Raw genomic sequence first — 25,386 nt, 5'->3', positions numbered from 1 at the left:
ATACCGCAGTCACGTTCTGAGTTATCACAGGAGTTTTCATGTTTCACGTTTATCACTCAAATCAGCTTGATGTGCTGAAGATTCTGGCGGCGGCGGTGATTAAACATGACCCTCTTGATGATCCTTTCGCCTCAGAAATGGTGCTGGTGCAGAGCCCGGGAATGGCGCAATGGCTGCAGATGGAGCTGGCGCAAACCTTTGGCATTGCCGCCAATATCGAATTTCCGCTGCCTGCCAGTTTTATCTGGGAGATGTTCGTCCGCGTACTGCCCGATATCCCGGTAGAAAGTGCTTTCAGCAAGGCCAGCATGGGCTGGAAGCTGATGCACCGGCTGCCAGTGATGCTCGAACATGAAGAGTTTGTCTCTTTACGCCACTATCTCCATGACGACGGCGACAAACGAAAACTGTATCAGCTCAGTTCACGCGTGGCCGATCTGTTCGACCAGTATCTGGTTTATCGTGCCGACTGGCTCAACAGCTGGGAACGTGGCGAAACCATTGAGGGGCTGGGTGAAGCGCAGCGCTGGCAGGCCGCACTGTGGCGTGATCTGGTAACTTATACCCAGGCGCTGCGCCAGCCCGAATGGCACCGTGCCAACCTCTATTCGCGATTTATTCAGACGCTGGAGCAGGCGAAAACCACGCCAGAAAATCTGCCGAAACGGGTCTTCATCTGTGGTATCTCTGCGCTGCCGCCAGTCTATCTGCAGGCGTTGCAGGCGCTGGGACGTCACATCGACATCCATCTGCTGTTCACCAATCCCTGCCGCGACTACTGGGGCGACATTCAGGATTATGCGTTTCTGGCGAAACTGCAGAGCCGTCAGCGCCGACGTCATGGTGCCGATGAATCACGCGGACTTTTCCGGGATGCAGAACAGGCACCGGCACTGTTTAATGACGCTGGCGAACAGCAGCTCACTAACCCGCTACTTGCCTCATGGGGCAAGCTGGGGCGCGATAACCTGTATCTGCTCAGTCAGATGGAGTCAAACGACGATATTGATGCGTTTGTGGATGTAGAACCGGATAACCTGCTGCACTGCATGCAGCACGATCTTCTCAACCTGCAGGATAACGCCATCATCGGACTGAATGCGGCGGAACTGGCGCATAGCGATAAGAAGCGCTGTCTGGATCCGGATGACCGCTCTATTGTGGTACAGGTCTGCCACAGCGCTCAGCGTGAAGTCGAAGTATTGCAGGATCATCTGCTGGCGATGATGGAGACCGATCCGACGCTGAAAGCGCGTGACATTATCGTCATGGTGGCAGACATCGACGCCTACGCGCCGTTTATTCAGGCGGTGTTCGCCAACGCGCCCCCTGATCGCTACCTGCCGTTTGCGATTTCAGACCGGAGGGCCAGTCAGGCGCATCCGGCCATTGTGGCATTTCTGAATCTGCTGGCACTGCCGGACAGCCGTTTTGTCTCAGAGGATGTGCTGGCGCTGCTGGATGTCCCGGCGCTGGCTGCTCATTTCTCTATTGATGAAAGCGGCCTGCGCTTACTCCGGCGTTGGGTCAGCGAATCGGGTGTGCGCTGGGGGCTGGATGATGCCAGCGTGGAAGCGCTGTCACTCCCGATTACCGGCCAGCACACCTGGCGCTTTGGCCTGCAGCGCATGCTGCTGGGCTATGCGATGGAGAGCCACAACGGTGACTGGGAAGGGATTCTGCCTTATGACGAGTCGAGTGGTCTGGTGGGGGAACTGGCGGGACACCTGGCTGAGCTGCTTTCCCGGCTTAATCACTGGCGGCAGCTGCTGGCCGAACCCCGTCCGCTGGTCGCCTGGCTGCCACTGTGCCGGGAGTTGCTGAATGCCTTTTTCAGCCCTGATGCAGAAACCGAGGCTGCTCTGCTGCTGGTGGAAGAGCAGTGGCAGCAATTGATCGAATATGGCATGGATGCGCGCTTTGAAGAGGCGATTCCGGTGGCGCTGCTGCGCGATGATTTACGTAGCCGGCTTGATCAGCAGCGCATCAGCCAGCGTTTTCTGGCTGGACAGATTAACTTCTGCACCCTGATGCCGATGCGCTCCATTCCTTTTCAGCTGGTCTGTCTGCTTGGCATGAACGACGGCGTCTATCCCCGGACCCTGGCACCGTTAGGCTTTGACCTGATGCAGCAGCAGTCCCGCAAAGGCGACCGCAGCCGCCGCGATGATGATCGCTACCTCTTCCTGGAGGCGATGATTTCGGCACAGCAGCAGCTCTATATCAGTTATATCGGCCGCGCGATACAGGATAATACGGAACGCTACCCTTCAGTACTGGTCACAGAACTGCTGGATTACATTGGTCAGAGTTTTTATCTGGAGGGTGACGGTCATCTTGAGCTGGATGAGAGTGCCGCGCGGGTGCGGATGCACCTGCAGCACCTGCACAGCCGGATGCCATTTGCCGCGGAAAACTTCCAGCCGGCTGCCAGACTCCAGAGCTTCGCCCGTGAGTGGCTGCCTGCCGCGCAGGGAGCAGGGCAGCCGCAACCCGCTTTCGTTCAGCCGCTGGAAGCGCCGCTAATTGACGCGCTCACGCTGGAGGCGTTCCTGCGCTTCTGGCGACATCCGGTCCGCGCCTGGTTCCACCAGCGGCTCGGCGTGAGTTTCTGGCTGGAGGAGAACGAACTGCCCGACAGCGAGCCATTTGCCCTGGACAATCTGGAGCGTTACCAGATCAATGCGCAACTGCTGAATGCCCTGGTCGAAGGCGAGGATACTCAGCGACTTTATGCGCACCATCGTGCGGCCGGTAATCTGCCTTATGGCGCTTTCGGTGAGCTGTTCTGGCAGGCGCAGCGCGATGAGATGCAGGAAGTAGCGGCAGAAGTGGTCACCCAACGCAGCGACGGCGAGAGCTGGGAAGTGAATCTGCAACTGGAGCAGATCAGCTTAACCGGCTGGCTGACGCAGGTACAGAGTGATGGATTGCTGCGCTGGCGGCCTGGCGTGCTCAACATGAACGACGGACTGTTACTCTGGCTGGAGCATCTGGTCTACTGCGCACTGGGCGGCACCGGCAGCAGCCGGATGTTTGGCCGGCAGCAGAGCCGCTGGTGTTTCATCGCCGTACCGCAGGCTGAGGCGATCGCTGCGCTGAATGAATATGTCGCAGGCTATCTCGCGGGTATGCGCCAGCCGCTGATGTTGCTTAACAAGAGTGGCGGCGCGTGGCTGACCGCCAGCTATGACAAAAAAAGCCAGCAGTTGCTGACCGATGAAGCGACGCAGCTCAAAGCGCGTAATCGACTGCTGACCGCCTGGCAGGGTAACTATCAGGTGGAGGGCGAGGGCGGCGATCCCTATCTGCAGCGTCTTTGCCGTGTGCTGGATGAGCCACAACTACAGCAGATAACTGAGGCGGCACAGCACTGGTATTTACCAGTGCTGGCTGCACATCAGGATGATGAATAGCAGGTCAGAAGGCATTTTTGCTAACTGGCTTATTACACAGAAATTTTGCTCTGCTTTGAGCCGCCGGGTACGTCATTGGCGGTTTATCGGGAAACGAGAGGGGTTTACATGCGGGTATACGCACGCTGGATAGCGGCGCTATTGTTAAGCCTGGTGGCTTGTACAGCACAGGCGCAGACATCATCAGGCTGGCAGCCAGTTAACGACACCATTCGCAAAAGTGAACAGGATCCTCGCCACTATCAGGCGATCCGGCTCGACAACGGGATGACCGTGTTACTGGTTTCCGATCCTGTCGCACCGAAATCGCTTGCGGCGCTGACGCTGCCGATAGGATCGCTGGACGATCCTGATCAGCAGGCGGGACTGGCACACTACCTTGAGCATATGGTACTGATGGGCTCAAAGCGCTACCCGCAGCCGGACAACCTGGCCGAATTTCTGAAAAAGCATGGCGGCAGCCACAACGCCAGCACGGCCTCTTACCGCACCGCCTTTTATCTGGAAGTGGAAAACGATTCGCTGGAACCGGCGGTTGATCGCCTGGCGGATGCGGTGGCTGAGCCGCTGCTGGATCCGGTTAACGCCGATCGCGAACGCCACGCCGTGAACGCCGAGCTGACGATGGCGCGCTCGCGCGATGGCCTGCGCATGGCCCAGGTGGGCGCTGAAACCCTGAACCCGGCGCATCCGGCGTCACGTTTCTCGGGCGGCAATCTTGAAACATTGAAAGATAAGCCCGGCAGCAAACTGCACCAGGCGCTCCTGGATTTTTATCACACCCATTACTCTGCGAACCTGATGAAGGCGGTGATCTACAGCAACAAACCGCTGCCGGAGATGGCATCGATTGCGGCCAGAACCGTTGGCCGGGTGCAAAATCATGACGCCAGCGTGCCGGAGATTACGGTGCCGGTAGTGACGGATGCGCAGCAGGGCATCATTATTCATTACGTTCCGGCCCAGCCCCGCAAGCAACTCAAAATTGAATTTCGCATTGCCAATAACAGCGATCGCTTTCGCAGTAAAACCGACACGCTGATTAGCTATTTAATCAGCAACCGCAGCAAAAATACGCTGACTGACTGGCTGCAAAAGCAGGGGCTGGCCGACGGGGTCAATGCGGGCGCTGACCCGATGACTGAGCGTAACAGTGGCGTATTTGCGATTACCGCGTCACTCACCGACAAAGGCCTGGCTCAGCGTGACAAAGTGGTAGCGGCCATATTCAGCTACATCAATCTGCTGCGTCAGCAGGCCGATGATAAGCGCTATTTCGATGAAGTTTCACACGTGCTGGCGCTCGACTTTCGCTATCCCTCCATCACCCGCGATATGGATTACATCGAATGGCTGGTTGATACCATGCTGCGCGTGCCGGTTGAACACACGCTGGATGCGCCTTATCTGGCGGATCAGTACGATGCTGCCGCGATTAAAGCCCGGCTGGAAGAGATGACCCCTCAGCATGCGCGTATCTGGTATATCAGCCCGCAGGAGCCGCACAACAAAACAGCCTATTTTGTGGATGCGCCTTACCAGGTTGAGAAAATCACATCACAAACCTTTGCCGACTGGCAGCAGCGCGCCAGCCAGATCACGCTGGCGATGCCCGTGCTGAACCCCTATATCCCGGACGACTTCACCCTGTTGCCGTCAGACGGAAAAACGTATCAGCATCCGGTGAAGCTGGATAACAATGACGGTATGCGCATTTACTGGATGCCCAGCCGTTATTACGCCAGCGAACCTAAAGCGGCGATCACGCTGGCATTACGCAATAAAAACGCCATCAGCGACGCCCGTCAGCAGGTACTGTTTGGCCTGAATGACTACCTCTCCAGCCTGGCGCTGGATGAGCTTAACTCGCAGGCCTCCGTGGGCGGCATCAGCTTCTCAACCGGTGAAGATGAGGGGCTGGTTTTCAGTGCCAACGGCTTCACGCAGCGCCTGCCGACGCTGCTAAAGAAACTGGTTGAGGGTTATGCCACCTTCCAGCCGACAGAGCAGCAGCTGGAGCAGGCCAAATCCTGGTATCTGGAGCGGCTGGACGCGGCAGAAAAAGGCAAGGCGTTTGAGCAGGCGATTCAGCCGATGCAACTGCTGTCGCAACTGCCTTATACCCAGCGCGAGACTCGCCGCAAGCTGGTAAGCACAATCTCACTTAAAGATGTGACGACCTATCGCGATACGCTGTTCCGCGATGCGACGCCAGAGATGCTGGTGGTGGGTAACCTTAGTGCTGACAGCGTGACGCAGCTGGGACATGAGCTTAAGCAACAGATGCAGAGTAATGCGACCCGCGACTGGCACAGCCAGTATGTGACCATAAAAAAATCGCTGAAAGCCAACCTGCAACAGCAGGGCAGCAGCACCGACTCCGCTCTTGCCGCTCTCTATGTTCCACTGGGATACGGTGAATATCAGAGCATGGCGCACAGCTCGATGCTGAGCCAGATCGTTCAGCCGTGGTTCTACAATCAGCTGCGTACTAAAGAGCAGCTCGGCTATGCGGTCTTTGCCTTCCAGATGCCGGTGGGCCGCCAGTGGGGTGTGGGCTTCCTGCTGCAAAGTAACAGCAAACAACCGGCCTGGCTGTTGCAGCGTTACAAAGCCTTCTATCCACAGGCAGAAAAACGATTACGCAGCATGAGCCAGGCAGATTTTTCCCAGTATCAGCAGGCGATGATCAATGATTTGCAGCAGCGTCCTCAGACGCTCTTTGAGGAAGCGGATCGTTTTAGCCGCGACTTTGATCGCCAGAATGATCACTTTAATACCCGGCAAAAAGTGATCGAGCAGGTTCAGCAGTTAACCCCGACCAGCCTGGCAGACTTTTTCCGGCAGGCCGTGATTGAACATAAGGGCATGGTAATGACCTCGCAGATTGCCGGCACCGGCACCGGCAAAACTGAATTTGCCCGTCAGCCTGGCTGGAAAACCTGGAATGAAGTGGCGCAATTGCAGCAGTCGCTGCCGGTAAAGAGTGAGACCCAATGACGCAGTTACCTCCTGTATCGCTGAATCCTTTAACGCTGCCGCTCAGAGGCGAGCGGCTGATTGAGGCGTCAGCGGGCACCGGAAAAACCTTTACCATTGGTCTGCTCTATCTGCGCCTGCTGCTAGGGCTGGGCGGAGAAAACGCTTACAGCCGCCCGCTTTCGGTAGAAGAAATCTTAGTGGTGACCTTCACCGAAGCCGCCACTGCGGAACTGCGCGGGCGAATCCGCGAGAATATTCATCAGTTACGTCTGGCCTGTATCCGCGGCAAAAGCAGCAATCCGATGCACCAGTTACTGCTGGATCAGGTGCCTGATCTCAGTCAGGCGGCCGCGCAGTTGCTGGCTGCTGAGCGGCAGATGGATGAAGCCGCTATCTTCACCATCCATGGCTTCTGTCAGCGGATGCTTAATCTCAACGCCTTTGAATCGGGCATGCTGTTTGAGCAGGAGTTAATTGAAGATGAGCAGGCGCTGCTGAAGCAATCGACCGCTGATTTCTGGCGTCGCCAGTGCTACCCACTGACGCTTGATGTGGCGCGCATTATCGCTGCAGAGTGGAGCGGGCCTGACAGTCTGTTGACCACGCTGCGCCCTTGGCTTCAGGGAGAATCACCCAGCCTGAAGCATCCGCCCGCAGCCGATGAGACGCTTGCGTCACGCCACGCCCGTAACCTGGCGCGCATTAAGGCTATCAAACAGCAGTGGCAGGCGCTTAGCGCCGATGTGGAAGGCATGATCAGTGCTTCTGGCGTGGATAAGCGCAGCTACAGCAGTAAACATCTGCCCAACTGGGTCGCAAAAGTCACGCAGTGGGCCAGCAGTGAGACGCTGGATTATCAACTGCCGAAAGAGCTGGAGCGCTTTGGGCAGCAGGTGCTGGATGAGAAAACCAAAAAAGGCGACGCCCCGCGACACTCGTTGTTTGAGGCGATCGATCAGTTTCTGGCTGAACCCTTGTCGCTGCGCGATGTGATCATCGCGCAGGCGCTGACCGATGTGCGTGCCACGGTGCAGCGCGAGAAGCGGTTACGTGCGCTGTTAGGCTTTGACGATCTGCTCAGTAAACTGGACGAGGCGTTGCAGCAGCCTGGCGGCGTGTTGCTGGCCGAAACCATCCGGGCGCGTTTCCCGGTGGCCCTGATTGATGAATTCCAGGATACCGATCCACAGCAGTATCGCATCTTCCGCACGCTCTATATTAATCAGCCGGAGCAGGCGCTGTTTCTGATCGGCGATCCCAAGCAGGCAATCTACGCATTTCGCGGCGCGGATATTTTTACTTATCTGCGGGCCAGAAGCGAAGTCAGTGCTCACTACACACTGGATACCAACTGGCGTTCTTCACCTGAGATGGTCGGGAGCGTCAACCGCCTCTTTTCTCAGCTTGATTCGCCTTTCCTCTTCTCGGCGATCCCCTTCCAGCCGGTTAAGCCTGCCGCACCAAACGAGTCACTGAAGCTGATTTTTGACCAGCAGCAGCAACCCGCATTACGTTTCTGGCTGCAGCCTGGCGAGGGCGTCGGCAACAGCGACTACCAGCAGTTTATGGCGCAGCAGTGTGCCGCCGATATCAGCCGCTGGCTGGTGGCAGGACAGCAGGGACGTGCCTGGCTGGGTAAAGGTGAGGCGCTGCAGCCGGTGCGGGCTTCCGATATCACCGTGCTGGTACGCAGTCGCAATGAGGCCGGTTTAATCCGCGACGCGCTGAATGCGCTGTCGATTCCGTCGGTCTATCTCTCCAGCCGGGACAGCGTCTACACCACGCCGGAAGCGCGCGAATTACTCTGGTTGTTGCAGGCGATACAGGCACCGGAACAGGAACGGCTGCTGCGTAGCGCGCTGGCGACGTCGATTTTTGCCATCGATGCGGCGACGCTGGACGCGTTAACTCAGAATGAGCGCGAGTGGGATGCGCTGGTGGAGCAGTTTGCCGTCTGGCAGCAGCTGTGGCATCAGCGCGGCGTGTTACCGATGCTGCGTGATGTGATGATCAAGCGGCAACTGGCGGAAAATATGCTGGCCTCGGAGAACGGTGAACGTCGCCTGACTGACCTGATGCATCTGGGTGAACTATTGCAGGAAGCCTCGGTGCAGCTGGAGAGTCCGCACGCGCTGGTGCGCTTCCTGGCGCAGCAGATTGCCCGGCCCAACAGTCAGGCCTCCAGCCAGCAGCTGCGTCTGGAAAGCGACCGCCATCTGGTGCAGATCATCACCATCCATAAATCAAAAGGGCTGCAGTATCCGCTGGTCTGGCTGCCGTTTGCGGCCGGATTCCGCGAGGCGGCCAGCGCGCTCTATCACGATCGCGACAACTTCACGGCGCTGCTGGATGTGCAGGGTGATGCGCAGAGTCTGGCGCTGGCCGAAGAAGAACGGCTGGCAGAGGATCTGCGTCTGCTCTACGTGGCGCTGACCCGTTCGGTTTATCACTGCAGCGTTGGCATTGCACCGCTGATCAAAGGCACCCGTAAAAAAGAGGGTGAAAGCGATCTCCATAAAAGCGCGCTGGGCTATCTGGTACAGCAGGGTCAGGCGGTCGATGCGCAGCAGCTCAGCCAGCGACTCAATGCATTAACCGGTGAAGGGATTGCACTGGTTGAAGAAGATCTGCTGCCGGGCGAAATGTGGCAGGATGCGCAGCAGGGCGACGAGGTGTTAAGCAGCCGCGACGTGACGCGCGCCCTGGCGGATGTCTGGCGAGTAACCAGTTACTCCGGTCTGCAACAGCATCACAGCTCGCCACTGCTGGATGCGTTACCTAACTTCGATATCGATGCAGCGGGCGAAGAGGAGAGGGGTGAAGAGTCGGCGTTGACGCCGCACCATTTTCCGCGTGGTGCAGCACCCGGCACCTTCCTGCACGGTCTGTTTGAGTCGATCGACTTTACCGAACCGCCGGATCGCATCTGGCTGGAGGATCAGCTGCAGCACAATGGTTACCCACTGAGCTGGTTACCGGTTCTCGAACAGTGGATCGATCGGGTCTTACATACGCCGCTCAATGCGGAGGGACTGACGCTGTCGGCAATAAAAAGCAGTGAACGGCTCATCGAGATGGAGTTTTATCTGCCGATCAACAATCTTCTGACGGCGGCGGATCTTGATGATCTGCTGCGTCGTCACGATACACTTTCTCAGCAGGCCGCTCCGCTGGATTTTCGCCAGGTGCGCGGCATGCTGAAGGGCTTTATCGATCTGGTCTTCCGCTGGCAGGGAAAATATTATCTGCTGGATTACAAATCGAACTGGCTGGGGGAAAGTCACGCCGCTTACACCCCCGAAGCGATGGCGCAGGCGATGATTGGCCACCGCTACGATCTGCAGTATCAGCTCTATACGCTGGCGCTGCATCGCTATCTGCAGCATCGCCTGCCGGACTACAACTATCAGCAACATTTTGGCGGGGTGTTTTATCTGTTTTTACGCGGGATGGATGGCAGCTCGCCGGACAACGGCATTTTTGCAACCCGGCCTTCCGAAGCTTTTGTGGAAGAGATTGATGCGTTGTTTGGTGAAACCGGGGAGATGTTATGAGTGACATGCTGAGTCTGCTGCTGCAGGCGGTTGAGAAGCGTCTCCTGCGGCCGCTGGATATCCAGTTTGCGCGTCTGGTGGCGACAGAATCACAGCCTGCGCTGCTGCTGGCGGCTGCCTGCGTCAGCGCGGAGGCGGGAGAAGGGCACGTCTGTTTACCGCTGAGCAACCTCTGTGAAGATAGCCTGTTTGCGGGGCGTCAGCCTGCGCTGGCTCAGGCCATCTGGCAGGCGGCTGGCGCGCCGGATGACTGGCCATCACGCCTGGCAGACTGGTCGGCCGTCAGTGACGGCAGCCGGGTGACACCGCTGGTGCTGAGTAACCAGCGTTTATATCTGCATCGGCTATGGTACAGCGAAGGCCGGGTCGCCGACTTTTTTGCTGCACAGGAAATCAAAACTGCGTTTGATATGCGTGCCGCAGGAGACGTGCTGAACAGCCTGTTTGGCGACCAGCCGGAGAACTGGCAGAAAATTGCTGCGGCCGTGGCGCTGACCCGCAAGACGGCGGTCATTTCCGGCGGGCCGGGCACCGGTAAAACCACCACCGTGGCGAAACTCCTCGCCGCCCTGATTCGCCTGAATCCCGGCGCGCTGCGGATTCAGCTCGCGGCACCGACCGGTAAAGCTGCCGCACGGTTGACCGAGTCGCTGGGCCGGGCGCTGCAGGAACTGGTAGTCAGCGACGAAGAGCGGCGGCGTTTTCCCGCCGAAGCCACCACGCTGCATCGTCTGCTGGGCGCGCAGCCCGATACCCAGCGGTTACGCTACCATGCCGGCAATCCGCTGCATCTTGATGTGCTGGTAGTGGATGAAGCGTCAATGGTCGATCTCTCGATGATGGCAAAGCTGATCGCCGCGCTGCCTGCCCATGCCCGCGTGGTGTTTCTGGGCGACCGCGATCAGCTCGCTTCGGTTGAAGCGGGTGCGGTGCTGGGCGACATCTGCCGCTGCACGGAAAGCGGCTACAGCCAGGCGCGGGCAGAACAGCTTGCCCTGCTGACTGGCTGCACGCTGCAGGGCAGTGACAACAGGCAGGCACCAGTCGTGCGTGACAGCATCTGCCTGCTGCAGAAAAGTTATCGTTTTGACGCTTCATCCGGCATCGGGCAACTGGCAAAAGCGATCAATCGTGGTGATGCAGAGCAGGTCAGGGCGGTGTTTGCTGCGGCCCATGAAGATGTCAGTTTTCAGACGCTGAACAGCGCGGAAGCCTATCAGGTGATGCTGGATGAGGTCGCACAGGGCTATCAGCCCTTCCTGCAACTTGTCCGTCGGCAGGCATCGCCTGCTGAGGTGATAGCCGCTTTTGGTCGTTATCAGCTGCTGTGTGCACTCCGTGACGGGCCATTTGGCGTGCAGGGTCTGAACCAGCGCATTGAGCAGCGACTGATGCAACTGCAGCGCATCCGGCGTCCTGGCATGGGCAGCCGCTGGTATGAAGGACGTCCTGTGATGATTACCCGAAATGACAGCGCGCTCGGCCTGTTTAATGGCGATATCGGCATTACGCTGCGGGATGAAGAGGGTAACCTGAAGGTCTTTTTCCCGCTGCCGGATGGGTCAATCAAGGCGATCCAGCCGAGCCGGTTACCTTCACATGAAACGGCCTGGGTAATGACGGTGCATAAATCGCAGGGGTCGGAGTTCGATCACACTGCGCTGGTGATGCCGACGCAGTTTCTGCCGGTGCTGACCCGCGAACTGGTGTATACCGCGATTACCCGCGCACGTAAGCAACTGACTATTTACAGCGAACCGGGCGTATTTCAGCGAGCCGTGCAGTTGCAGACGCAGCGACGCAGCGGTCTGGTGGAGCGATTGGGTGAAACCAGCTGAGAAAAAGGGGACAGTCCACAACGGGGGCCTGTCCCTTCGGGATGAAATCAGGTGAGGTCGGCCATCAGCACCTTGGAACGGCGCTGATAGTTGTACATCTCTTTTTTACTCTCGGGCAGTGACTCAATATCAACCGGCGTAAAGCCGCGCTCCTGGAACCAGTGGATGCTGCGCGTGGTTAACACAAACAGCTTTTGCAGTCCCATCTGCTTCGCCTGCAACGCTACGCGCTGCAACAACATCTCACCGCGTGAAGAGCTGCGATAGTCAGGATGAACCGCCACACAGGCCATTTCACCAATCTTCTCATCCATAAACGGATAGAGGGCGGCACAGGCGATAGTCAGATTGTCGCGCTGAATAATCGTGAACTTATCTATCTCCATTTCCAGTTGCTCACGTGAGCGACGCACCAGAATGCCTTGTTGCTCCAGCGGACGGATCAGTTCGAGGATTCCGCCGATGTCGTTGATATTGGCGCGACGGATCTGCTCGGCCGACTCCATCACGATCTGCGTACCGATACCGTCGCGTGAGAAGAGCTCCTGCAACAGCGCGCCATCTTCCTGATAGCTGATGAGATGGCTGCGGCGCACGCCACTGCGGCAGGCTTTCACCGCGCCACGCAGGAAGCGGACCGTACCAGAAAGATAATCACCTTCCTTTTCAATCTCGTCGATGCGGGCCTGTGCATCGTTCGGGAACAGCTCGGAGATGATTTCACCATCGCTGTTCAGCACGCCCTGCTCGGAGCAGAAACCGATCATTTTTTCTGCTTTGAGCTTAATTGCCAGCTGGGTAGCCACTTCTTCTGACGTCAGATTAAAGCTTTCGCCGGTCACAGAGACTGCAACCGGACCCATCAGCACGATGGCATCGTTATCCAGCTGGCGATGAATCGCCTCTTCATCAATACGACGGATACGCCCGCTATGGCAGTAATCCACGCCATCATCCACGCCCAGCGGCTGTGAAATAATGAAGTTGCCGCTGACCACATTGATATGCGCGCCCTGCAGCGGGGTATTGTTAAGACTCATTGAAAGGCGGGCAGTGATATCTAACTGCAACCGACCAGCAGCCTGCTTCACTAACTCCAGCGATTGCGCATCAGTCACCCGGGTAAATTTATGATAAACCGGTTCCAGTTGCTGCTGAGCCAGGCTGGCGTCTATCTGTGGCCGTGCGCCATAAACCACCACCAGGCGGATGCCCAGGCTGTGCAGCAGGCCGATGTCGTTAACGATGCCAGAGAAGTTCTCATGCTCAATCGCTTCGCCACCCAGCATGATGACAAAGGTTTTACCCCGGTGGGCATTGATATAGGGAACGGTATGGCGAAAACCCTGAACCAGTTCGGTACTACGTTCCTTCACGGCCAACCCTCAGTGAATGTTTATTCGTATTTTCTGTATTTTTATGCTTTTACGCCCGATTTTGCAAGCCTTAATCCTGACGAAAATTTACGTTTTTATGGGTGTCAAAGCCGCTAACAGCCTGCATTATTTGGGGTTTCCAGGGTGACATCATCCTGCGGATTGGATAAAGTTTTCGCCGCCATTTGATTAACTGGCGCTTTTTTAGACATAACACAGCAGCTGGAGCGGCATGTCAGACGGTAATTCCCATTTTTCACGCAGACGATTTTTACAGGGGACAGGCGCCTTACTGTTGCTGAGCGTCAGCCGTACAGGGCTGGCGGCAAAGAACCACATTGTGGCGGTGCGTATCTGGCCCTCATCCACTTACTCGCGCATGACGCTGGAGTCCAGTGTCGCGCTGAAATACAAGCAGTTTGCGCTGAGCAATCCCGAACGACTGGTAATCGATATTCAGGGCCTGCATCTTAATTCGACCCTGAAAGGGGTGGATAAGCAGGTTCGGGTCGACGATCCCTTTATCAAAAATGCCCGGGTCGGCCAGTTCGACAGCAACACGGTGCGCGTTGTTCTGGAGCTGAAGCGCAACGTCGCACCGAAGATCTTTAATCTGGCACCGGTCGCTGGTATCAATCACCGGCTGGTGGTCGATCTCTACCCGAGCCAGGACCATGTGGAAGACGATCCGCTGCTGGCCCTGCTGAAAGATTATAATCAGGGCGATCTGGAGAAGGATGAAGGGGTGCAGGCGCCGTTACCCGGCAAAGCGGGACGCGATCGTCCGATTATCATCATGATTGATCCCGGCCATGGCGGAGAAGATCCTGGCGCGCACGGCAAATATAAGACGCGCGAGAAAGATATTGTGCTGAAGATCGGACGGCGACTCAAAGCGCTGATCGATAAAGAGTCCCACATGAAAGCCTATATGACGCGCAACGAGGATGTCTTTATTCCGCTGCGTGTCCGGGTCGCCAAAGCCCGTAAACAGCGCGCCGATCTCTTTGTGTCTATTCATGCTGATGCCTTTACCAGTCGGGCAGCACGCGGCTCTTCGGTATTTGCCTTATCAACCAGCGGTGCCACGTCAGCCGCCGCCCGTTTCCTGGCGCAGACCCAGAATGAATCAGACCTGATTGGCGGCGTCAGCAAAAGCGGCGACCGCTATCTTGATCACACCATGTTCGACATGGTGCAGCGTCAGACGATTCACGACAGCCTCAGGTTTGGTAAAGAGGTGCTGCATCGCATGGGGCGCATCAACCATCTGCATAAACGCACCGTGGATCAGGCGGGATTTGCGGTGCTGAAAGCGCCGGATATCCCGTCAATCCTGGTAGAGACCGCGTTTATCAGTAATGTGGAAGAGGAGCGAAAGCTGCGAACCACCCGCTATCAGCATCAGGTTGCAGAGGCAATTCTGGAAGGCATCAGGGCTTATGTGAAGAGTGGGGCGGCGCTGGCCCATCGGTAAAGGTGTGCGGGTAGTCACGACTATCCGCGCATTTATCTGCGGGAGAGAGGCCTGAGAGGAATTTGCGAACGGCAGAAACAAAAAAACACCCTTTCAGGTGTTTAAATGATTGGTTGCGGGGGCCGGATTTGAACCGACGACCTTCGGGTTATGAGCCCGACGAGCTACCAGGCTGCTCCACCCCGCGTCCGTATCATACTTTTTTCACATTGTGACTTCTGTAAAACTGCTGCAGAAGTATTGGTTGCGGGGGCCGGATTTGAACCGACGACCTTCGGGTTATGAGCCCGACGAGCTACCAGGCTGCTCCACCCCGCGTCCGTATCATACTTTTTTCACATTGTGACTTCTGTAAAACTGCTGCAGAAGTATTGGTTGCGGGGGCCGGATTTGAACCGACGACCTTCGGGTTATGAGCCCGACGAGCTACCAGGCTGCTCCACCCCGCGTCCGTGGAAGCGCACTATACTCTCCGCGCTAATTCATGCAACCCCTTTTTAAAGATAAAAGCCAAATTAACAGCCAGTTGCTGAAGGATTCAACCATATGGCTAATTATTGAACTGATATGCGCCAGGTCAAAGCGGATGCATTTCATTCTGTCGGGGGCTTTGCTATCGTCGCGGGGCGAACAGTTATAAAAAGAGAAGATAATGAAATCACATTGGGTGAAGTATGCACTCACTGGCGCGTTAATCACGCTGCTGGCGGCCTGTAGCTCTAAACCGACCGATCGCGGTCAGCAATATAAAGATGGCAAACTGGAACAGCCGCTGGCGCTGGTGAATCAGCCCAATGCTAAAGGCGCACCGGTTAATGGCAAAGACTTTGGCGATCAGGTGCGCCAGATTCAGTCCGCCTCATCCGCTCTTTATAATCGTCAGAACGGCACCTACAGCGCAATTGAAAGCTGGCTGATGGCAGGCGCCGATACCCGACAGCTTCGTCAGTATGGCCTGAACGCCTGGCAGATGGAGGGCACGGACAACTACGGTAACGTGCAGTTTACCGGTTACTACACGCCGGTCGTGGAAGCGCGCTACACCCGGCAGGGCGAATTCCAGTATCCGATCTACCGTATGCCGCCGCGCAAACGCGGAGAGAAATTACCGAGCCGCGCCTCTATCTATAGTGGCGGACTTGATGACCGCTACGTCATTGCCTACAGCAACTCGCTAATTGATAACTTCATGATGGATGTGCAGGGCAGTGGTTACGTCGACTTTGGCGATGGCCGTCCGATGACCTTCTTTGGTTACGCCGGTAAAAATGGCTGGGGCTACCACAGTATCGGTAAAGAGCTGATCGACCGCGGTGAAGTGAAGCGCGAAGATATGTCGATGCAGGCGATTCGCCAGTGGGCGCAGGAGCACTCACCGCAGGAAGTGCGTGCGCTGCTGGAAACCAACCCGTCATTCGTCTTCTTTAAAGCTGAGCCGTTTACGCCGGTGCGCGGTGCCAGCGCCGTTCCGCTGGTAGCGAAAGCCTCAGTGGCCTCTGACCGATCAATTATTCCGGCAGGCACCGTACTGCTGGCGGAAGTGCCGCAGTTGAATGAGAAGGGCAAATTCAACGGCAAATATGAGATGCGCCTGATGGTGGCGCTCGACGTAGGTGGCGCGATTAAAGGACAACACTTTGATATCTATCAGGGTATCGGCCCGGACGCCGCGCATCTGGCGGGCTTCTATAATCACTACGGCCGCGTCTGGGTGATCAAAGCCGCGCCGGGTGCCGGACAGCCGCTGTTCTCCAGCCCGCAAAACGGTAATAATGGTTCACTGCTTCTCGGCTCTAACTAATTTCTTCTCTGCGGGCCTTCGGGCCCGCACGACGTAACAGGTTCAACTATGAAAGTGTTAAACGACGCCTGGCATCAGCGCTTTGGCGGCACGGCGCGTCTCTATGGCCAGAATGCGATGCAACGTTTTGCTGACGCACACTTCTGCGTCATCGGTATTGGCGGCGTCGGCTCCTGGGCAGCGGAAGCGCTGGTGCGCACCGGCATTGGTAAAATCACCCTGATAGATATGGATGACGTCTGCATTACCAACACCAACCGACAGCTTCATGCGCTGCAGGGTAACGTCGGTAAAGCCAAAACGGAGGTGATGGCCGAGCGGCTGCGGGCGATCAATCCGGACTGCGACGTGATCTGCATTGATGACTTTATCACGCCCGAGAACACCGCCGAACTGATGGCCGCCGGTTTCGACTATGTGATCGACGCGATCGACAGCGTGCGGCCTAAAGCGGCGCTGATCGCCTGGTGTCGCCGGAATAAGATCCCCTTGATCACCACCGGTGGCGCGGGTGGGCAGATTGATCCGACCCAGATCCAGGTCGCCGATCTGGCAAAAACCATTCAGGATCCGCTTGCGGCGAAGCTGCGCGAACGCTTGAAAAGCCTGGGCGTGGTGAAAAACAGCAAAGGCAAACTCGGCATCGACTGCGTTTTTTCGACTGAAGCGCTGGTCTATCCGCAGGCCGACGGCAGCGTCTGTGCTTCACGCAGCACGGCAGAGGGTCCGAAGAGAATGGATTGCACATCCGGCTTTGGCGCGGCAACCATGGTGACCGCCACCTTCGGCTTTGTGGCCGTTTCGCATGCGCTCAAAAAATTTCTGGCGCGCGCCGCCCGTCAGGATGCGGTCAGCGCCTGACGCGCGGCATGCTCTACCGCAGCGGCCAGCGCCTGCAGGCCGCTGCTGCGGGAGGCGCTGAGCTGGGCGCGCAGGCCGAGTTCATCAAACAGGGCTAAGGGATCGGTGACCAGCAATTGCTGCGGCGTCTGGCCCTCAACCGCAGTCAGCAGCACGGCCAGCAGGCCGCGCACAATCCGTCCTTCACTATCACCATAGAAGTGCAGTGAGCCATCCTCACATAACTGGCTGCCCAGCCAGACCCGGTTTTCACATCCGCTCAGTTCAATTTCCGCCGTTTTCAGTTCCTCCGGCAGGACAGGCAACTGGCGGCTCAGCTGGATCAGCTGGCGATAACGATCTTCCCACTGATGAAAGCGGCTGAAACTCTCTTTCAGACTGGTAACGGTAATCTGTTCGCCAAACGGGTGTGGTGCTAACAGCGATGAACACATAATCAAAACTCCGATAACAGCGAGATTGCGCCTTTCATGGCGCGCACCAGCGCATCAACATCCTGCAGATTATTATAGGGTGCAAAAGAAGCCCGCAGCGTGCCGCTGACGCCCAGCGCCGACAGCAACGGCTGCGCACAGTGCTGACCGGCGCGCAGGGCGATTCCCTGCTCAGCCAGCAGCGTCACCAGATCGCTGTGATGCAGGTCAGCAAATTCAAAGGCCAGCAGACTGGCATTGCCACAGCGGAAGCTGCGAAAGCCGGGCAGTTCTGCCAGCTGCTCTTCCGCCAGCGAGGCAAGCTGCTGACTCCAGCGCTCAGCTTCGGTCAGATTGTACTGCGCCAGCCAGCTCAGTGCCGCACTCAATCCCACCACACCCGCCACATTCGGGGTGCCGGCCTCAAAACGCCACGGCACCGGCTGTGGCGTGAAACCATTGAAGTCAACATCCGTGATCATTTTCCCGCCGCCCTGCCAGGGTTCCATCGTCTCCAGCAGTTCCGCTTTGCCATATAACGCGCCAATGCCCATCGGGCCGTAAATCTTATGTCCGGAAAAAGCGTAAAAGTCGATATCCAGCGCCTGTACGTCAGGCGGGCAGTGCACCACCCCCTGCGCGCCATCGACCATCACTTTCGCCCCCACGGCATGTGCCAGCGGGATCGCCTGAGCAAGATCGGGGCAACCCCCGGTGACGTTCGACATCTGACCAACTGCCAGCAGGCGGGTACGGCTGTTAAGCAGGGTGGGTAACAGGCTGATATCGGGCAGACGATCTGGCCCTAACGGCCATTTTACGACGCGGGCACCGCACGCCTGCGCAGCCATCAGCCAGGGAACCAGGTTGGCGTGGTGCTCAGCCTCACTCACCACGATCTCATCACCGGGCTGCAGGCGCGGACGCAGCCAGCTGTTCGCCACCAGGTTTATCGCTTCGGTAGTGCCGCGCGTCCAGACAATCTCACGATCGTCCGCGGCATTAACCCAGCGGGCAACCTGATTGCGCGCCTGCTCATAGCGCTGGGTTAAGGCCTGGGCGGCGGCAAACTGGCTGCGATGAACCGTACCCGCACTGAGGCTGTAAAACTGCTGCGTACTGTCAATAACGGCCTGCGGCTTCAGCGTGGTCGCGGCGCTGTCGAGATAGATGCCGGCGTCGGCGAGCGCGGGAAACTGCTGGCGGAATGCGGTGGGATTAAATGCGGTCATGCCGGGTCCATGATAAGAAAAATTAGGACCACACTGAAAGAATGGTCTGCGTCTGGCAAAGCTGGAAAAGCGCGTTATGCTGAATAATGCAAGGTTTGAACCAAACCCGCATAACGATCGGACGTTTAATAGTCGATCCCACTTATCGGCTGCCTCTGGTTAGCGTAACGCGGGTGGTTTGATGCAATCAATCTACAAGGAGATAGCAGATGAAAAAACTTACCGCAGTACTGGCCGTATGTACTCTGGCTTTTACCCTGAGTGCCTGTTCAAGCAATTACGTAATGCATACCAATGATGGTCGCACCATCGTGGCTGCCGGCAAGCCTAAAGTTGATAACGATACCGGCATGATCAGCTATAAAGATGCGAATGGCAATGAGCAGCAGATTAACCGCTCTGATGTCAAAGAAATGGTCGAGTCAAAGTAAGCAGCAAAAAAAAAGCACCGCAATTTGCGGTGCTATTTAAAAATCACTATGGACAGACAGGGTAAATCTACAGGAATTAAGAGTTTGATCCGCAATCGTCGGATCAAAAATTGCAAACACAACATCACGACCACAAGCCAAAAGCTTTCAGAAAATCTGCGAACTCACTCACAAATCTAAAAACTTTTCGTTCCGGCTCAGGAAGTGCGGCAACTATAGGTATTTGCTGGAGGTTCCTCAACGGACAAATTATAATGCCTCGGATTAAAAATTCTAATACGTAAACGCTTTTTATAAGCCTGCGTATTTTTCGCCGATCCGGATACGGAAAACCATGTCGAAACGCCTTCCTCCTCTTAACGCACTGCGGGTTTTTGATGCCGCTGCGCGCCATTTAAGCTTTACCAAAGCCGCTGAAGAGCTGTTTGTCACTCAGGCTGCCGTAAGCCATCAGATTAAATCTCTGGAAGATTTTCTGGGGTTAAAGCTGTTTCGCCGGAGGAATCGTTCGCTGTTACTGACCGAAGAAGGGCAAAGCTACTATCTCGACATCAAAGAGATTTTCTCGGCAATTAACGAAGCGACCCGCAAACTGCAGGCGCGCAGTGCCAAGGGAGCGCTGACCGTCAGTTTACTGCCGAGCTTTGCTATTCAGTGGCTGGTTCCCCGCCTCTCCAGCTTTAATATGGCTTATCCGGGAATCGACGTGCGTATCCAGGCAGTTGACCGCGATGAAGAGAAACTGGCCGACGATGTCGACGTGGCAATTTTCTACGGACGTGGCAACTGGCCCGGCCTGCGGGTTGAAAAACTCTATGCCGAATATCTGCTGCCGGTCTGTTCGCCATCACTGATGACCGGCGATAATCCGCTGAAAACCCCGATGGATCTCTCGCGCTTTACCCTGCTGCATGATGCCTCCCGCCGTGACTGGCAATCGTATATCCGCCAGCTGGGTCTGCAGCATATTAATGTTCAGCAGGGGCCGATCTTCAGCCACAGCGCCATGGTGTTGCAGGCGGCGATTCATGGTCAGGGCGTGGCGCTGGCCAACAACGTCATGGCGCAGAGCGAAATAGAGGCCGGGCGATTAATCTGCCCATTTAATGATGTATTAGTCAGTAAAAACGCTTTTTATCTGGTTTGTCATGACAGTCAGGCAGAACTGGGTAAAATAGCCGCCTTCCGACAGTGGATCCTGGAAAAAGCTGCAACCGAACAAGAAAAATTCCGCTTTCGCTATCAACAATAACAGTTTGATTTATCTGCATTACGGTGCAAATGCACCCTGAGGATCGGTTAATGTCCAGTCGTGCCATGTTTGTTTTTGCGGCTATCAGTGGATTTCTGCTGGTAGCTTTTGGCGCATTTGGTGCCCACGTTTTGAGCCAGTCGCTGGGTGCGGCTGAGATGGCCTGGATTCATACCGGGCTGGAATATCAGGCTTATCACACGTTAGCGGTGATGGGACTGGGTGCCGCGATGTTACGCCGCGCCAATATCTGGTTTTACTGGAGCAGTGCGCTGATGGCGCTCGGCACCGTGTTGTTTAGTGGCAGCCTCTATTGTCTGGCGCTGTCACATCTGAAGTTTTGGGTTTTTATCACACCGGTGGGGGGAGTCTGTTTCCTCGCCGGTTGGGTATTGATGTTGATTGGCGCGCTGCGTCTTAAACGAAAGGCAGAACGCCATGAATAAAGTTTTACTCTATTGTCGTCCCGGTTTTGAAAAAGAGTGTGCGGCGGAAATCAGCGCCAAAGCGGCTGAACGTGAAATCTACGGCTTTCCGCGGGTTAAAGATGACTCCGGCTACGTGCTGTTTGAGTGCTACCAGTTTGAAGATGCCGAGCGTCTGGCGCGTGAGTTACCGTTTGACGAGCTGATTTTTGCCCGGCAGATGCTGGTTGTCGGTGAAATGCTGCGTGACCTGCCGCAGGAAGATCGCATCACCCCGATTGTCGGTATGCTGACCGGCGTGGTGGAGAAGGGCGGCGAACTGCGTGTTGAAGTGCCTGACACTAACGAAGCGAAAGAGCTGACCAAATTCTGCCGCAAGTTCACCGTGCCGCTGCGTTCAGCACTGCGTGAAAGCAAGATTCTACTGAACTATGAAAGTCCGAAACGCCCGGTCGTGCATGTGTTTTTCATCGCGCCAGGCACCTGTTACGTCGGCTACTCCATCCGGGAAAACAGCTCGTCGTTTTACATGGGTATTCCACGCCTTAAGTTCCCCTCCGATGCGCCAAGCCGTTCCACCCTTAAGCTGGAGGAGGCGTTTCACGTCTTTATCCCTGCGGATGAGTGGGATGAGCGTTTAGCCAGCGGCATGTACGCCGTGGATCTCGGTGCCTGTCCGGGCGGCTGGACTTATCAGCTGGTCCAGCGCAGCATGATGGTCTATGCAGTGGATAACGGACCGATGGCCCCGAGCCTGATGGATACCGGCCAGGTGATGCACGAGAAAGCCGATGGGTTTAAATTCCGTCCGCCACGCACCAACATCAGCTGGCTGGTATGTGATATGGTGGAGAAACCGGTGCGCGTGGCTAACCTGATGACCGACTGGCTGGTTAACGGCTGGTGTCGTGAAGCGATCTTCAACCTCAAATTGCCGATGAAAAAGCGTTATGAAGAGGTCACGCAGAATCTGGCCATGATGCAGGAGCGCTTTGATGAGAATGGCATTAATGTGCAGATTCGCGCCCGTCAGCTCTATCATGACCGCGAAGAGGTGACGGTTCATGTGCGCCGTATGTGGGCCGCGACCGGTGGACGTCGCGACGAACGTTAATCGTCAGGCTGAGTGCAGCTGCACTCAGCCGGTATAACGCAGCGTATTCAGATTGCCCTGCAATACCAGATCCCGCTTCAGCATGGCGACCTGACGGCTGATCTCAGCCATTTGCTGACCTTCCGCGAGCTTTTCCTGCCATTTAGCGGGCACCTTATCCAGTTGCTGATAGATCCCTTCAAGCGTGTGAAACTCTGCCAGCAGCTGTTTCGCGCTTTTCGGGCCGATGCCGGTGATGCCTGGAATTTTACTGCTGCTGATGCCGCACAATCCCCAGTAGTCGGGGAGTAACTGGGGGGCTACGCCAAATTCAGCTTCAATAAAAGGCAGATCGAGCCACCGTTTCTGGAAGTAGTCACGGATGCGGATTTCGGGGGCCAGCAGCTGGCAGTAGCCTTTGTCGGTGGACACGATGGTGGCCTGGTGTCCGGCCTGAGCCATTTTCACCGCCAGCGTCGCCGCTAAATCATCTGCCTCATCCTCGCTCGCTATCCAGCAGCTTACGCCTGCCGAACGAAAAGCCTCCTGCAACGCCGGCATCTCTGCCTGTAGATCGTCTGGCATCGGCGGGCGACCACTTTTGTAATCGGGCAGCAGCTGATGTCGCCAGCCCTGATGACGTGCCTCGCCATCAAAAACCGCCACAGCATGAGTCGGACGGGCGTGGCCCAGAACCTGGTGCAGCGCAGCTACACAGCCGTCGACACAGGGGGAGCCCTGTACCGCATGCAGACGGCGGATCAGATTCAACGCGTCAACAATAACAAGATGAAGAGCCATGAGCGTATGGGCAGCCCGGGGGCTGCCTCCTGGTTATTTGATAATTTCGTAGCAGGGGATGTAGGCAGTGCCAGGCAGTTTCATGCGTTGCTGGGCAACGAATCCCTGTAGCAGCTCATCCATGCGGTGCATGATGTCGGGATCGCCATGCAGTTTGTAGCGTCCCTTCACGCGGATTTCGCGGATGCCCATCTCTTTGACATTACCGGCGACGATACCTGAGAAGGCGCGGCGCAGGTCGGCAGCCAGCTTCTCGGGAGGCTGATTGGTATAGAGATTGAGATTGGCCATATTTTCATGGGTTGGCAGGAACGGCACCTGCAAATCGGGCTCAATGCGGATCGACCAGTTAAAGCTGTACGCATCGCCGGTTTCGCGACGGTTCTCTTTGACCTGCGGCATCGCTTTCTTCATCAGACGCGCCACTTCTGCCGCGTCATCAATGATGATCTGATAATGCTTACGTGCCTGTTCACCCAGCGTGTTAACGATGAAATCATCCAGAACGCGGAAGTAATCGGCGCTCTCTTTCGGCCCGGTCAGAATCAGCGGCAACACCTGATCGTTGTTCTGCGGATTCATCAGGATGCCCAGCAGATAGAGCAGCTCTTCAGCCGTACCGACGCCGCCCGGAAAAATGATGATGCCATGAGCGATACGCACAAACGCTTCCAGACGTTTTTCAATATCCGGCATGATGATCAGTTCATTCACCAGTGGATTCGGCGGCTCAGCTGCAATAATTGAGGGCTCGGTGAGGCCGATAAAACGGCTGTCGCGATAGCGCTGCTGAGCATGGCCAACCGCTGCGCCTTTCATCGGCGCTTCCATCACGCCTGGCCCGCAGCCGGTACAGATATTCAGTTCACGCAGTCCAAGCTGCGTACCGACATTGCGGCAATACTGATACTCAACGGCGTTGATTGAGTGACCACCCCAGCAGACTACGGTGTTGGGATCCTCGCCGATGTGCAGAGCCCGCGCATTACGCAGAATCGAAAATACCGTGTTGGTGATGGTGGCGGAATCATTCTCTTCGGCTGCGCTTAACCGGCCCGGTATGTTGAGCTGGCCGCTGACAAACAGGATGTCACGCAGCACCGCAAACAGGTTAGCCTGTAGTGAGCGGATAATGCGGCCATCCACGAACGCCTCTTCCGGCGGATTGATCAGTTCCAGTTTGACGCCGCGCTCCTGGCGCAGCACGTTGATGTCGAAGTTCTCAAAGCGGGAGAGCAATTCGTGGCTGCTGTCAGTCTGGCTGCCGGAGTTAAGCACGGCCAGAGAGCAATTGCGAAACAGCTGGTAGAGGTCGCTGCTGGCAGTGCGCTTGAGCATGTCGACTTCCAGCTGCGAGAGCAGATCCATTGAGCCAAGTGGGCTGATATGGGTAATCAAATGAACTCCTTTACACCCGCCTGGGTGCATGTTGGCACTGCAACGGCAGTGACGAAAATCCCTGGTCGGCAACCCGCAGGTTGCCGCCTTCACCAGAGTAGCCTTGTCGGCCCGCACAGCTCAAGCGGAACTGCGCTTACGGCACCCAGCCTGAGAGAAGTCTCGCAAACTACTGACGGACCAGCCGCGAAAAACCGGGCGAGAAGGGCACGTTGGTGCGCCACGGGTTAATATCCAGCCCGCCACGACGGGTGTAGCGCGCATAGACCGTCAGCGCTTCCGGATGGCAGAATCGCATCACATCATTAAAGATGCGCTCAACACACTGCTCGTGAAATTCGTTGTGCTGGCGGAATGAGACCAGATAGCGCAGCAGTGCTTCACGCGCGATACGCGGGCCTTTATAGCGGATCATGACCGATCCCCAGTCGGGCTGGTTGGTAATCAGGCAGTTCGACTTGAGCAGATGGCTGACCAGCGTCTCTTCAACGATTTCGCTGCCTGCGGCATCAGCCAGATAGTCAGCATTGAAGCGGTAATCCTCAATGGCAATATCCTGCTCATCAATACAGCAACCCTCAAAATGACCAATCGGCTGGCCTTCTATTTCATTGAGTCGGAACAGCGCGACCCGCGCTTCCCCTTCAGCACAAGCACTCAGATCCCGCTCCAGCGTCTGACGAACCTCACCCCAGTCGGCAAAGCGGGTCTGATTGAAACTGTTCAGGTAGAGCTTGAAGCTTTTCGACTCAATAAGATTACGGCTCTGCGCATCCAGCACCACTTCGCCAACGGCAACCTGTGGCAGACCTTTGCTGTTGAGCCACGAGAGTTCATACAGGGTCCAGATATCGCTGCCGGTAAAGGGCAGACTGTCGGGAAACAGGCCAAGCGGTTCACGGTTCAGGCTGCGCGGCACCGCCTGCAGTAAGCTGTTGTCATACCGATCGTGATAGGCTGTGGGTTTGCCCAGCGTCAGGTTACTGAGCGCCTGATCCTGTTCGTGAGTAGTCATTGCGGTTACCACCAAAATTAA

The 25,386-nt window shown here is 56.5% G+C and carries 17 protein-coding genes and 3 tRNA genes; 11 read left to right on the top strand and 9 right to left on the bottom strand.

Annotated features, from left to right (window positions below):
* Positions 1-38: 38 nt before the first annotated feature.
* From recC to recD, 4 genes are all read left to right on the top strand, one after another.
* Complete coding sequence (recC, locus tag NIM72_RS08525) at positions 39-3,416, top strand: exodeoxyribonuclease V subunit gamma (protein WP_253419912.1); 3,378 nt, start codon at positions 39-41, stop codon at positions 3,414-3,416.
* Positions 3,417-3,524: 108 nt separating this feature from the next.
* Positions 3,525-6,416: a pitrilysin gene (gene ptrA / locus NIM72_RS08520; protein WP_253419909.1), complete on the top strand. Its 2,892-nt coding sequence runs from the start codon at positions 3,525-3,527 to the stop codon at positions 6,414-6,416.
* The gene (recB, locus tag NIM72_RS08515; protein WP_253419906.1) at positions 6,413-9,952 is read left to right on the top strand and encodes an exodeoxyribonuclease V subunit beta; all 3,540 of its coding nucleotides are present in this window, start codon (positions 6,413-6,415) and stop codon (positions 9,950-9,952) included. The genes ptrA and recB overlap by 4 nt, the downstream gene beginning before the upstream one ends.
* A complete protein-coding gene (recD, locus tag NIM72_RS08510) occupies positions 9,949-11,790 on the top strand; it encodes an exodeoxyribonuclease V subunit alpha (protein WP_253419903.1) in 1,842 nt (613 codons plus the stop codon). The genes recB and recD overlap by 4 nt, the downstream gene beginning before the upstream one ends.
* Positions 11,791-11,837: 47 nt before the next feature.
* Here the strand turns inward: recD and argA are convergent, their stop codons facing one another.
* Entirely contained in the window at positions 11,838-13,166 is a 1,329-nt protein-coding gene (argA, locus tag NIM72_RS08505; RefSeq protein ID WP_013358908.1) for an amino-acid N-acetyltransferase, read from the bottom strand.
* Between the two features lie 232 nt (positions 13,167-13,398).
* On the opposite strand from argA, the gene amiC reads away from it, so the two are divergent.
* Complete coding sequence (gene amiC / locus NIM72_RS08500) at positions 13,399-14,643, top strand: N-acetylmuramoyl-L-alanine amidase AmiC (RefSeq protein WP_161732847.1); 1,245 nt, start codon at positions 13,399-13,401, stop codon at positions 14,641-14,643.
* A 110-nt stretch (positions 14,644-14,753) separates the two neighbouring features.
* On the opposite strand, the gene NIM72_RS08495 is transcribed toward amiC, so the two are convergent.
* The 3 genes from NIM72_RS08495 to NIM72_RS08485 all read right to left on the bottom strand — a co-directional run bounded on the left by NIM72_RS08495 (position 14,754) and on the right by NIM72_RS08485 (position 15,092).
* Positions 14,754-14,830 (bottom strand) — tRNA-Met (locus NIM72_RS08495).
* A 54-nt stretch (positions 14,831-14,884) separates the two neighbouring features.
* A tRNA-Met gene (locus tag NIM72_RS08490) sits at positions 14,885-14,961 on the bottom strand.
* A 54-nt stretch (positions 14,962-15,015) separates the two neighbouring features.
* Positions 15,016-15,092: transfer RNA gene (locus tag NIM72_RS08485), tRNA-Met, on the bottom strand.
* Between the two features lie 203 nt (positions 15,093-15,295).
* On the opposite strand from NIM72_RS08485, the gene mltA reads away from it, so the two are divergent.
* Positions 15,296-16,444, top strand: coding sequence for a murein transglycosylase A (mltA, locus tag NIM72_RS08480; RefSeq protein WP_161732845.1), 1,149 nt, complete (start codon positions 15,296-15,298; stop codon positions 16,442-16,444).
* Between the two features lie 48 nt (positions 16,445-16,492).
* On the top strand, positions 16,493-17,305 hold the full coding sequence (tcdA, locus tag NIM72_RS08475) for a tRNA cyclic N6-threonylcarbamoyladenosine(37) synthase TcdA (protein WP_161732843.1): 813 nt from the start codon (positions 16,493-16,495) through the stop codon (positions 17,303-17,305).
* Here tcdA and csdE read toward each other — a convergent pair.
* Together csdE and csdA are read right to left on the bottom strand one after the other, a co-directional pair.
* Positions 17,284-17,739 carry a cysteine desulfurase sulfur acceptor subunit CsdE gene (gene csdE / locus NIM72_RS08470; RefSeq protein WP_253419900.1) on the bottom strand — a complete coding sequence of 152 codons (456 nt, stop codon included), beginning with the start codon at positions 17,737-17,739 and terminating at the stop codon, positions 17,284-17,286. The genes tcdA and csdE overlap by 22 nt on opposite strands.
* 2 nt (positions 17,740-17,741) lie before the next feature.
* A complete protein-coding gene (gene csdA / locus NIM72_RS08465) occupies positions 17,742-18,950 on the bottom strand; it encodes a cysteine desulfurase CsdA (RefSeq protein WP_253419896.1) in 1,209 nt (402 codons plus the stop codon).
* A 209-nt stretch (positions 18,951-19,159) separates the two neighbouring features.
* Between csdA and NIM72_RS08460 the strand changes: the two genes are divergently transcribed.
* From NIM72_RS08460 to rlmM, 4 genes are all read left to right on the top strand, one after another.
* Positions 19,160-19,381: a YgdI/YgdR family lipoprotein gene (locus tag NIM72_RS08460; RefSeq protein WP_003854643.1), complete on the top strand. Its 222-nt coding sequence runs from the start codon at positions 19,160-19,162 to the stop codon at positions 19,379-19,381.
* A 334-nt stretch (positions 19,382-19,715) separates the two neighbouring features.
* Positions 19,716-20,633, top strand: a complete 918-nt coding sequence (locus NIM72_RS08455) for a transcriptional regulator GcvA (RefSeq protein WP_003854641.1) — start codon at positions 19,716-19,718, stop codon at positions 20,631-20,633.
* A 50-nt stretch (positions 20,634-20,683) separates the two neighbouring features.
* Positions 20,684-21,079, top strand: coding sequence for a DUF423 domain-containing protein (locus NIM72_RS08450; protein ID WP_003854633.1), 396 nt, complete (start codon positions 20,684-20,686; stop codon positions 21,077-21,079).
* The gene (gene rlmM, locus NIM72_RS08445) at positions 21,072-22,172 is read left to right on the top strand and encodes a 23S rRNA (cytidine(2498)-2'-O)-methyltransferase RlmM (protein ID WP_161732837.1); all 1,101 of its coding nucleotides are present in this window, start codon (positions 21,072-21,074) and stop codon (positions 22,170-22,172) included. The genes NIM72_RS08450 and rlmM overlap by 8 nt, the downstream gene beginning before the upstream one ends.
* 24 nt (positions 22,173-22,196) lie before the next feature.
* Here the strand turns inward: rlmM and xni are convergent, their stop codons facing one another.
* From xni to queF, 3 genes are all read right to left on the bottom strand, one after another.
* Complete coding sequence (gene xni / locus NIM72_RS08440; protein ID WP_253419893.1) at positions 22,197-22,952, bottom strand: flap endonuclease Xni; 756 nt, start codon at positions 22,950-22,952, stop codon at positions 22,197-22,199.
* A 33-nt stretch (positions 22,953-22,985) separates the two neighbouring features.
* On the bottom strand, positions 22,986-24,350 hold the full coding sequence (gene ppnN / locus NIM72_RS08435; protein WP_222925042.1) for a nucleotide 5'-monophosphate nucleosidase PpnN: 1,365 nt from the start codon (positions 24,348-24,350) through the stop codon (positions 22,986-22,988).
* A gap of 169 nt (positions 24,351-24,519) precedes the next feature.
* On the bottom strand, positions 24,520-25,365 hold the full coding sequence (gene queF / locus NIM72_RS08430) for an NADPH-dependent 7-cyano-7-deazaguanine reductase QueF (RefSeq protein WP_013358897.1): 846 nt from the start codon (positions 25,363-25,365) through the stop codon (positions 24,520-24,522).
* Between the last annotated feature and the right edge of the window lie 21 nt (positions 25,366-25,386).

Origin of the sequence: Pantoea sp. B550 (genome assembly GCF_024158165.1) — a bacterium.
Classification (GTDB): Bacteria; Pseudomonadota; Gammaproteobacteria; order Enterobacterales; family Enterobacteriaceae; genus Pantoea; species Pantoea alfalfae.
This window is presented reverse-complemented; position numbering and strand designations above follow the sequence as displayed.

Excerpts from the sequence above, each read along its gene's own strand:
- ptrA (WP_253419909.1), top strand. The coding sequence starts at position 3,525 with ATGCGGGTATACGCACGCTGGATAGCGGCGCTATTGTTAAGCCTGGTG.
- xni (WP_253419893.1), bottom strand. The coding sequence starts at position 22,952 with ATGGCTCTTCATCTTGTTATTGTTGACGCGTTGAATCTGATCCGCCGT.
- NIM72_RS08450 (WP_003854633.1), top strand. The coding sequence starts at position 20,684 with ATGTCCAGTCGTGCCATGTTTGTTTTTGCGGCTATCAGTGGATTTCTG.
- csdE (WP_253419900.1), bottom strand. The coding sequence starts at position 17,739 with ATGTGTTCATCGCTGTTAGCACCACACCCGTTTGGCGAACAGATTACC.
- mltA (WP_161732845.1), top strand. The coding sequence starts at position 15,296 with ATGAAATCACATTGGGTGAAGTATGCACTCACTGGCGCGTTAATCACG.
- amiC (WP_161732847.1), top strand. The coding sequence starts at position 13,399 with ATGTCAGACGGTAATTCCCATTTTTCACGCAGACGATTTTTACAGGGG.
- recC (WP_253419912.1), top strand. The coding sequence starts at position 39 with ATGTTTCACGTTTATCACTCAAATCAGCTTGATGTGCTGAAGATTCTG.
- NIM72_RS08460 (WP_003854643.1), top strand. The coding sequence starts at position 19,160 with ATGAAAAAACTTACCGCAGTACTGGCCGTATGTACTCTGGCTTTTACC.
- rlmM (WP_161732837.1), top strand. The coding sequence starts at position 21,072 with ATGAATAAAGTTTTACTCTATTGTCGTCCCGGTTTTGAAAAAGAGTGT.
- recD (WP_253419903.1), top strand. The coding sequence starts at position 9,949 with ATGAGTGACATGCTGAGTCTGCTGCTGCAGGCGGTTGAGAAGCGTCTC.
- tcdA (WP_161732843.1), top strand. The coding sequence starts at position 16,493 with ATGAAAGTGTTAAACGACGCCTGGCATCAGCGCTTTGGCGGCACGGCG.
- NIM72_RS08455 (WP_003854641.1), top strand. The coding sequence starts at position 19,716 with ATGTCGAAACGCCTTCCTCCTCTTAACGCACTGCGGGTTTTTGATGCC.
- csdA (WP_253419896.1), bottom strand. The coding sequence starts at position 18,950 with ATGACCGCATTTAATCCCACCGCATTCCGCCAGCAGTTTCCCGCGCTC.
- recB (WP_253419906.1), top strand. The coding sequence starts at position 6,413 with ATGACGCAGTTACCTCCTGTATCGCTGAATCCTTTAACGCTGCCGCTC.
- queF (WP_013358897.1), bottom strand. The coding sequence starts at position 25,365 with ATGACTACTCACGAACAGGATCAGGCGCTCAGTAACCTGACGCTGGGC.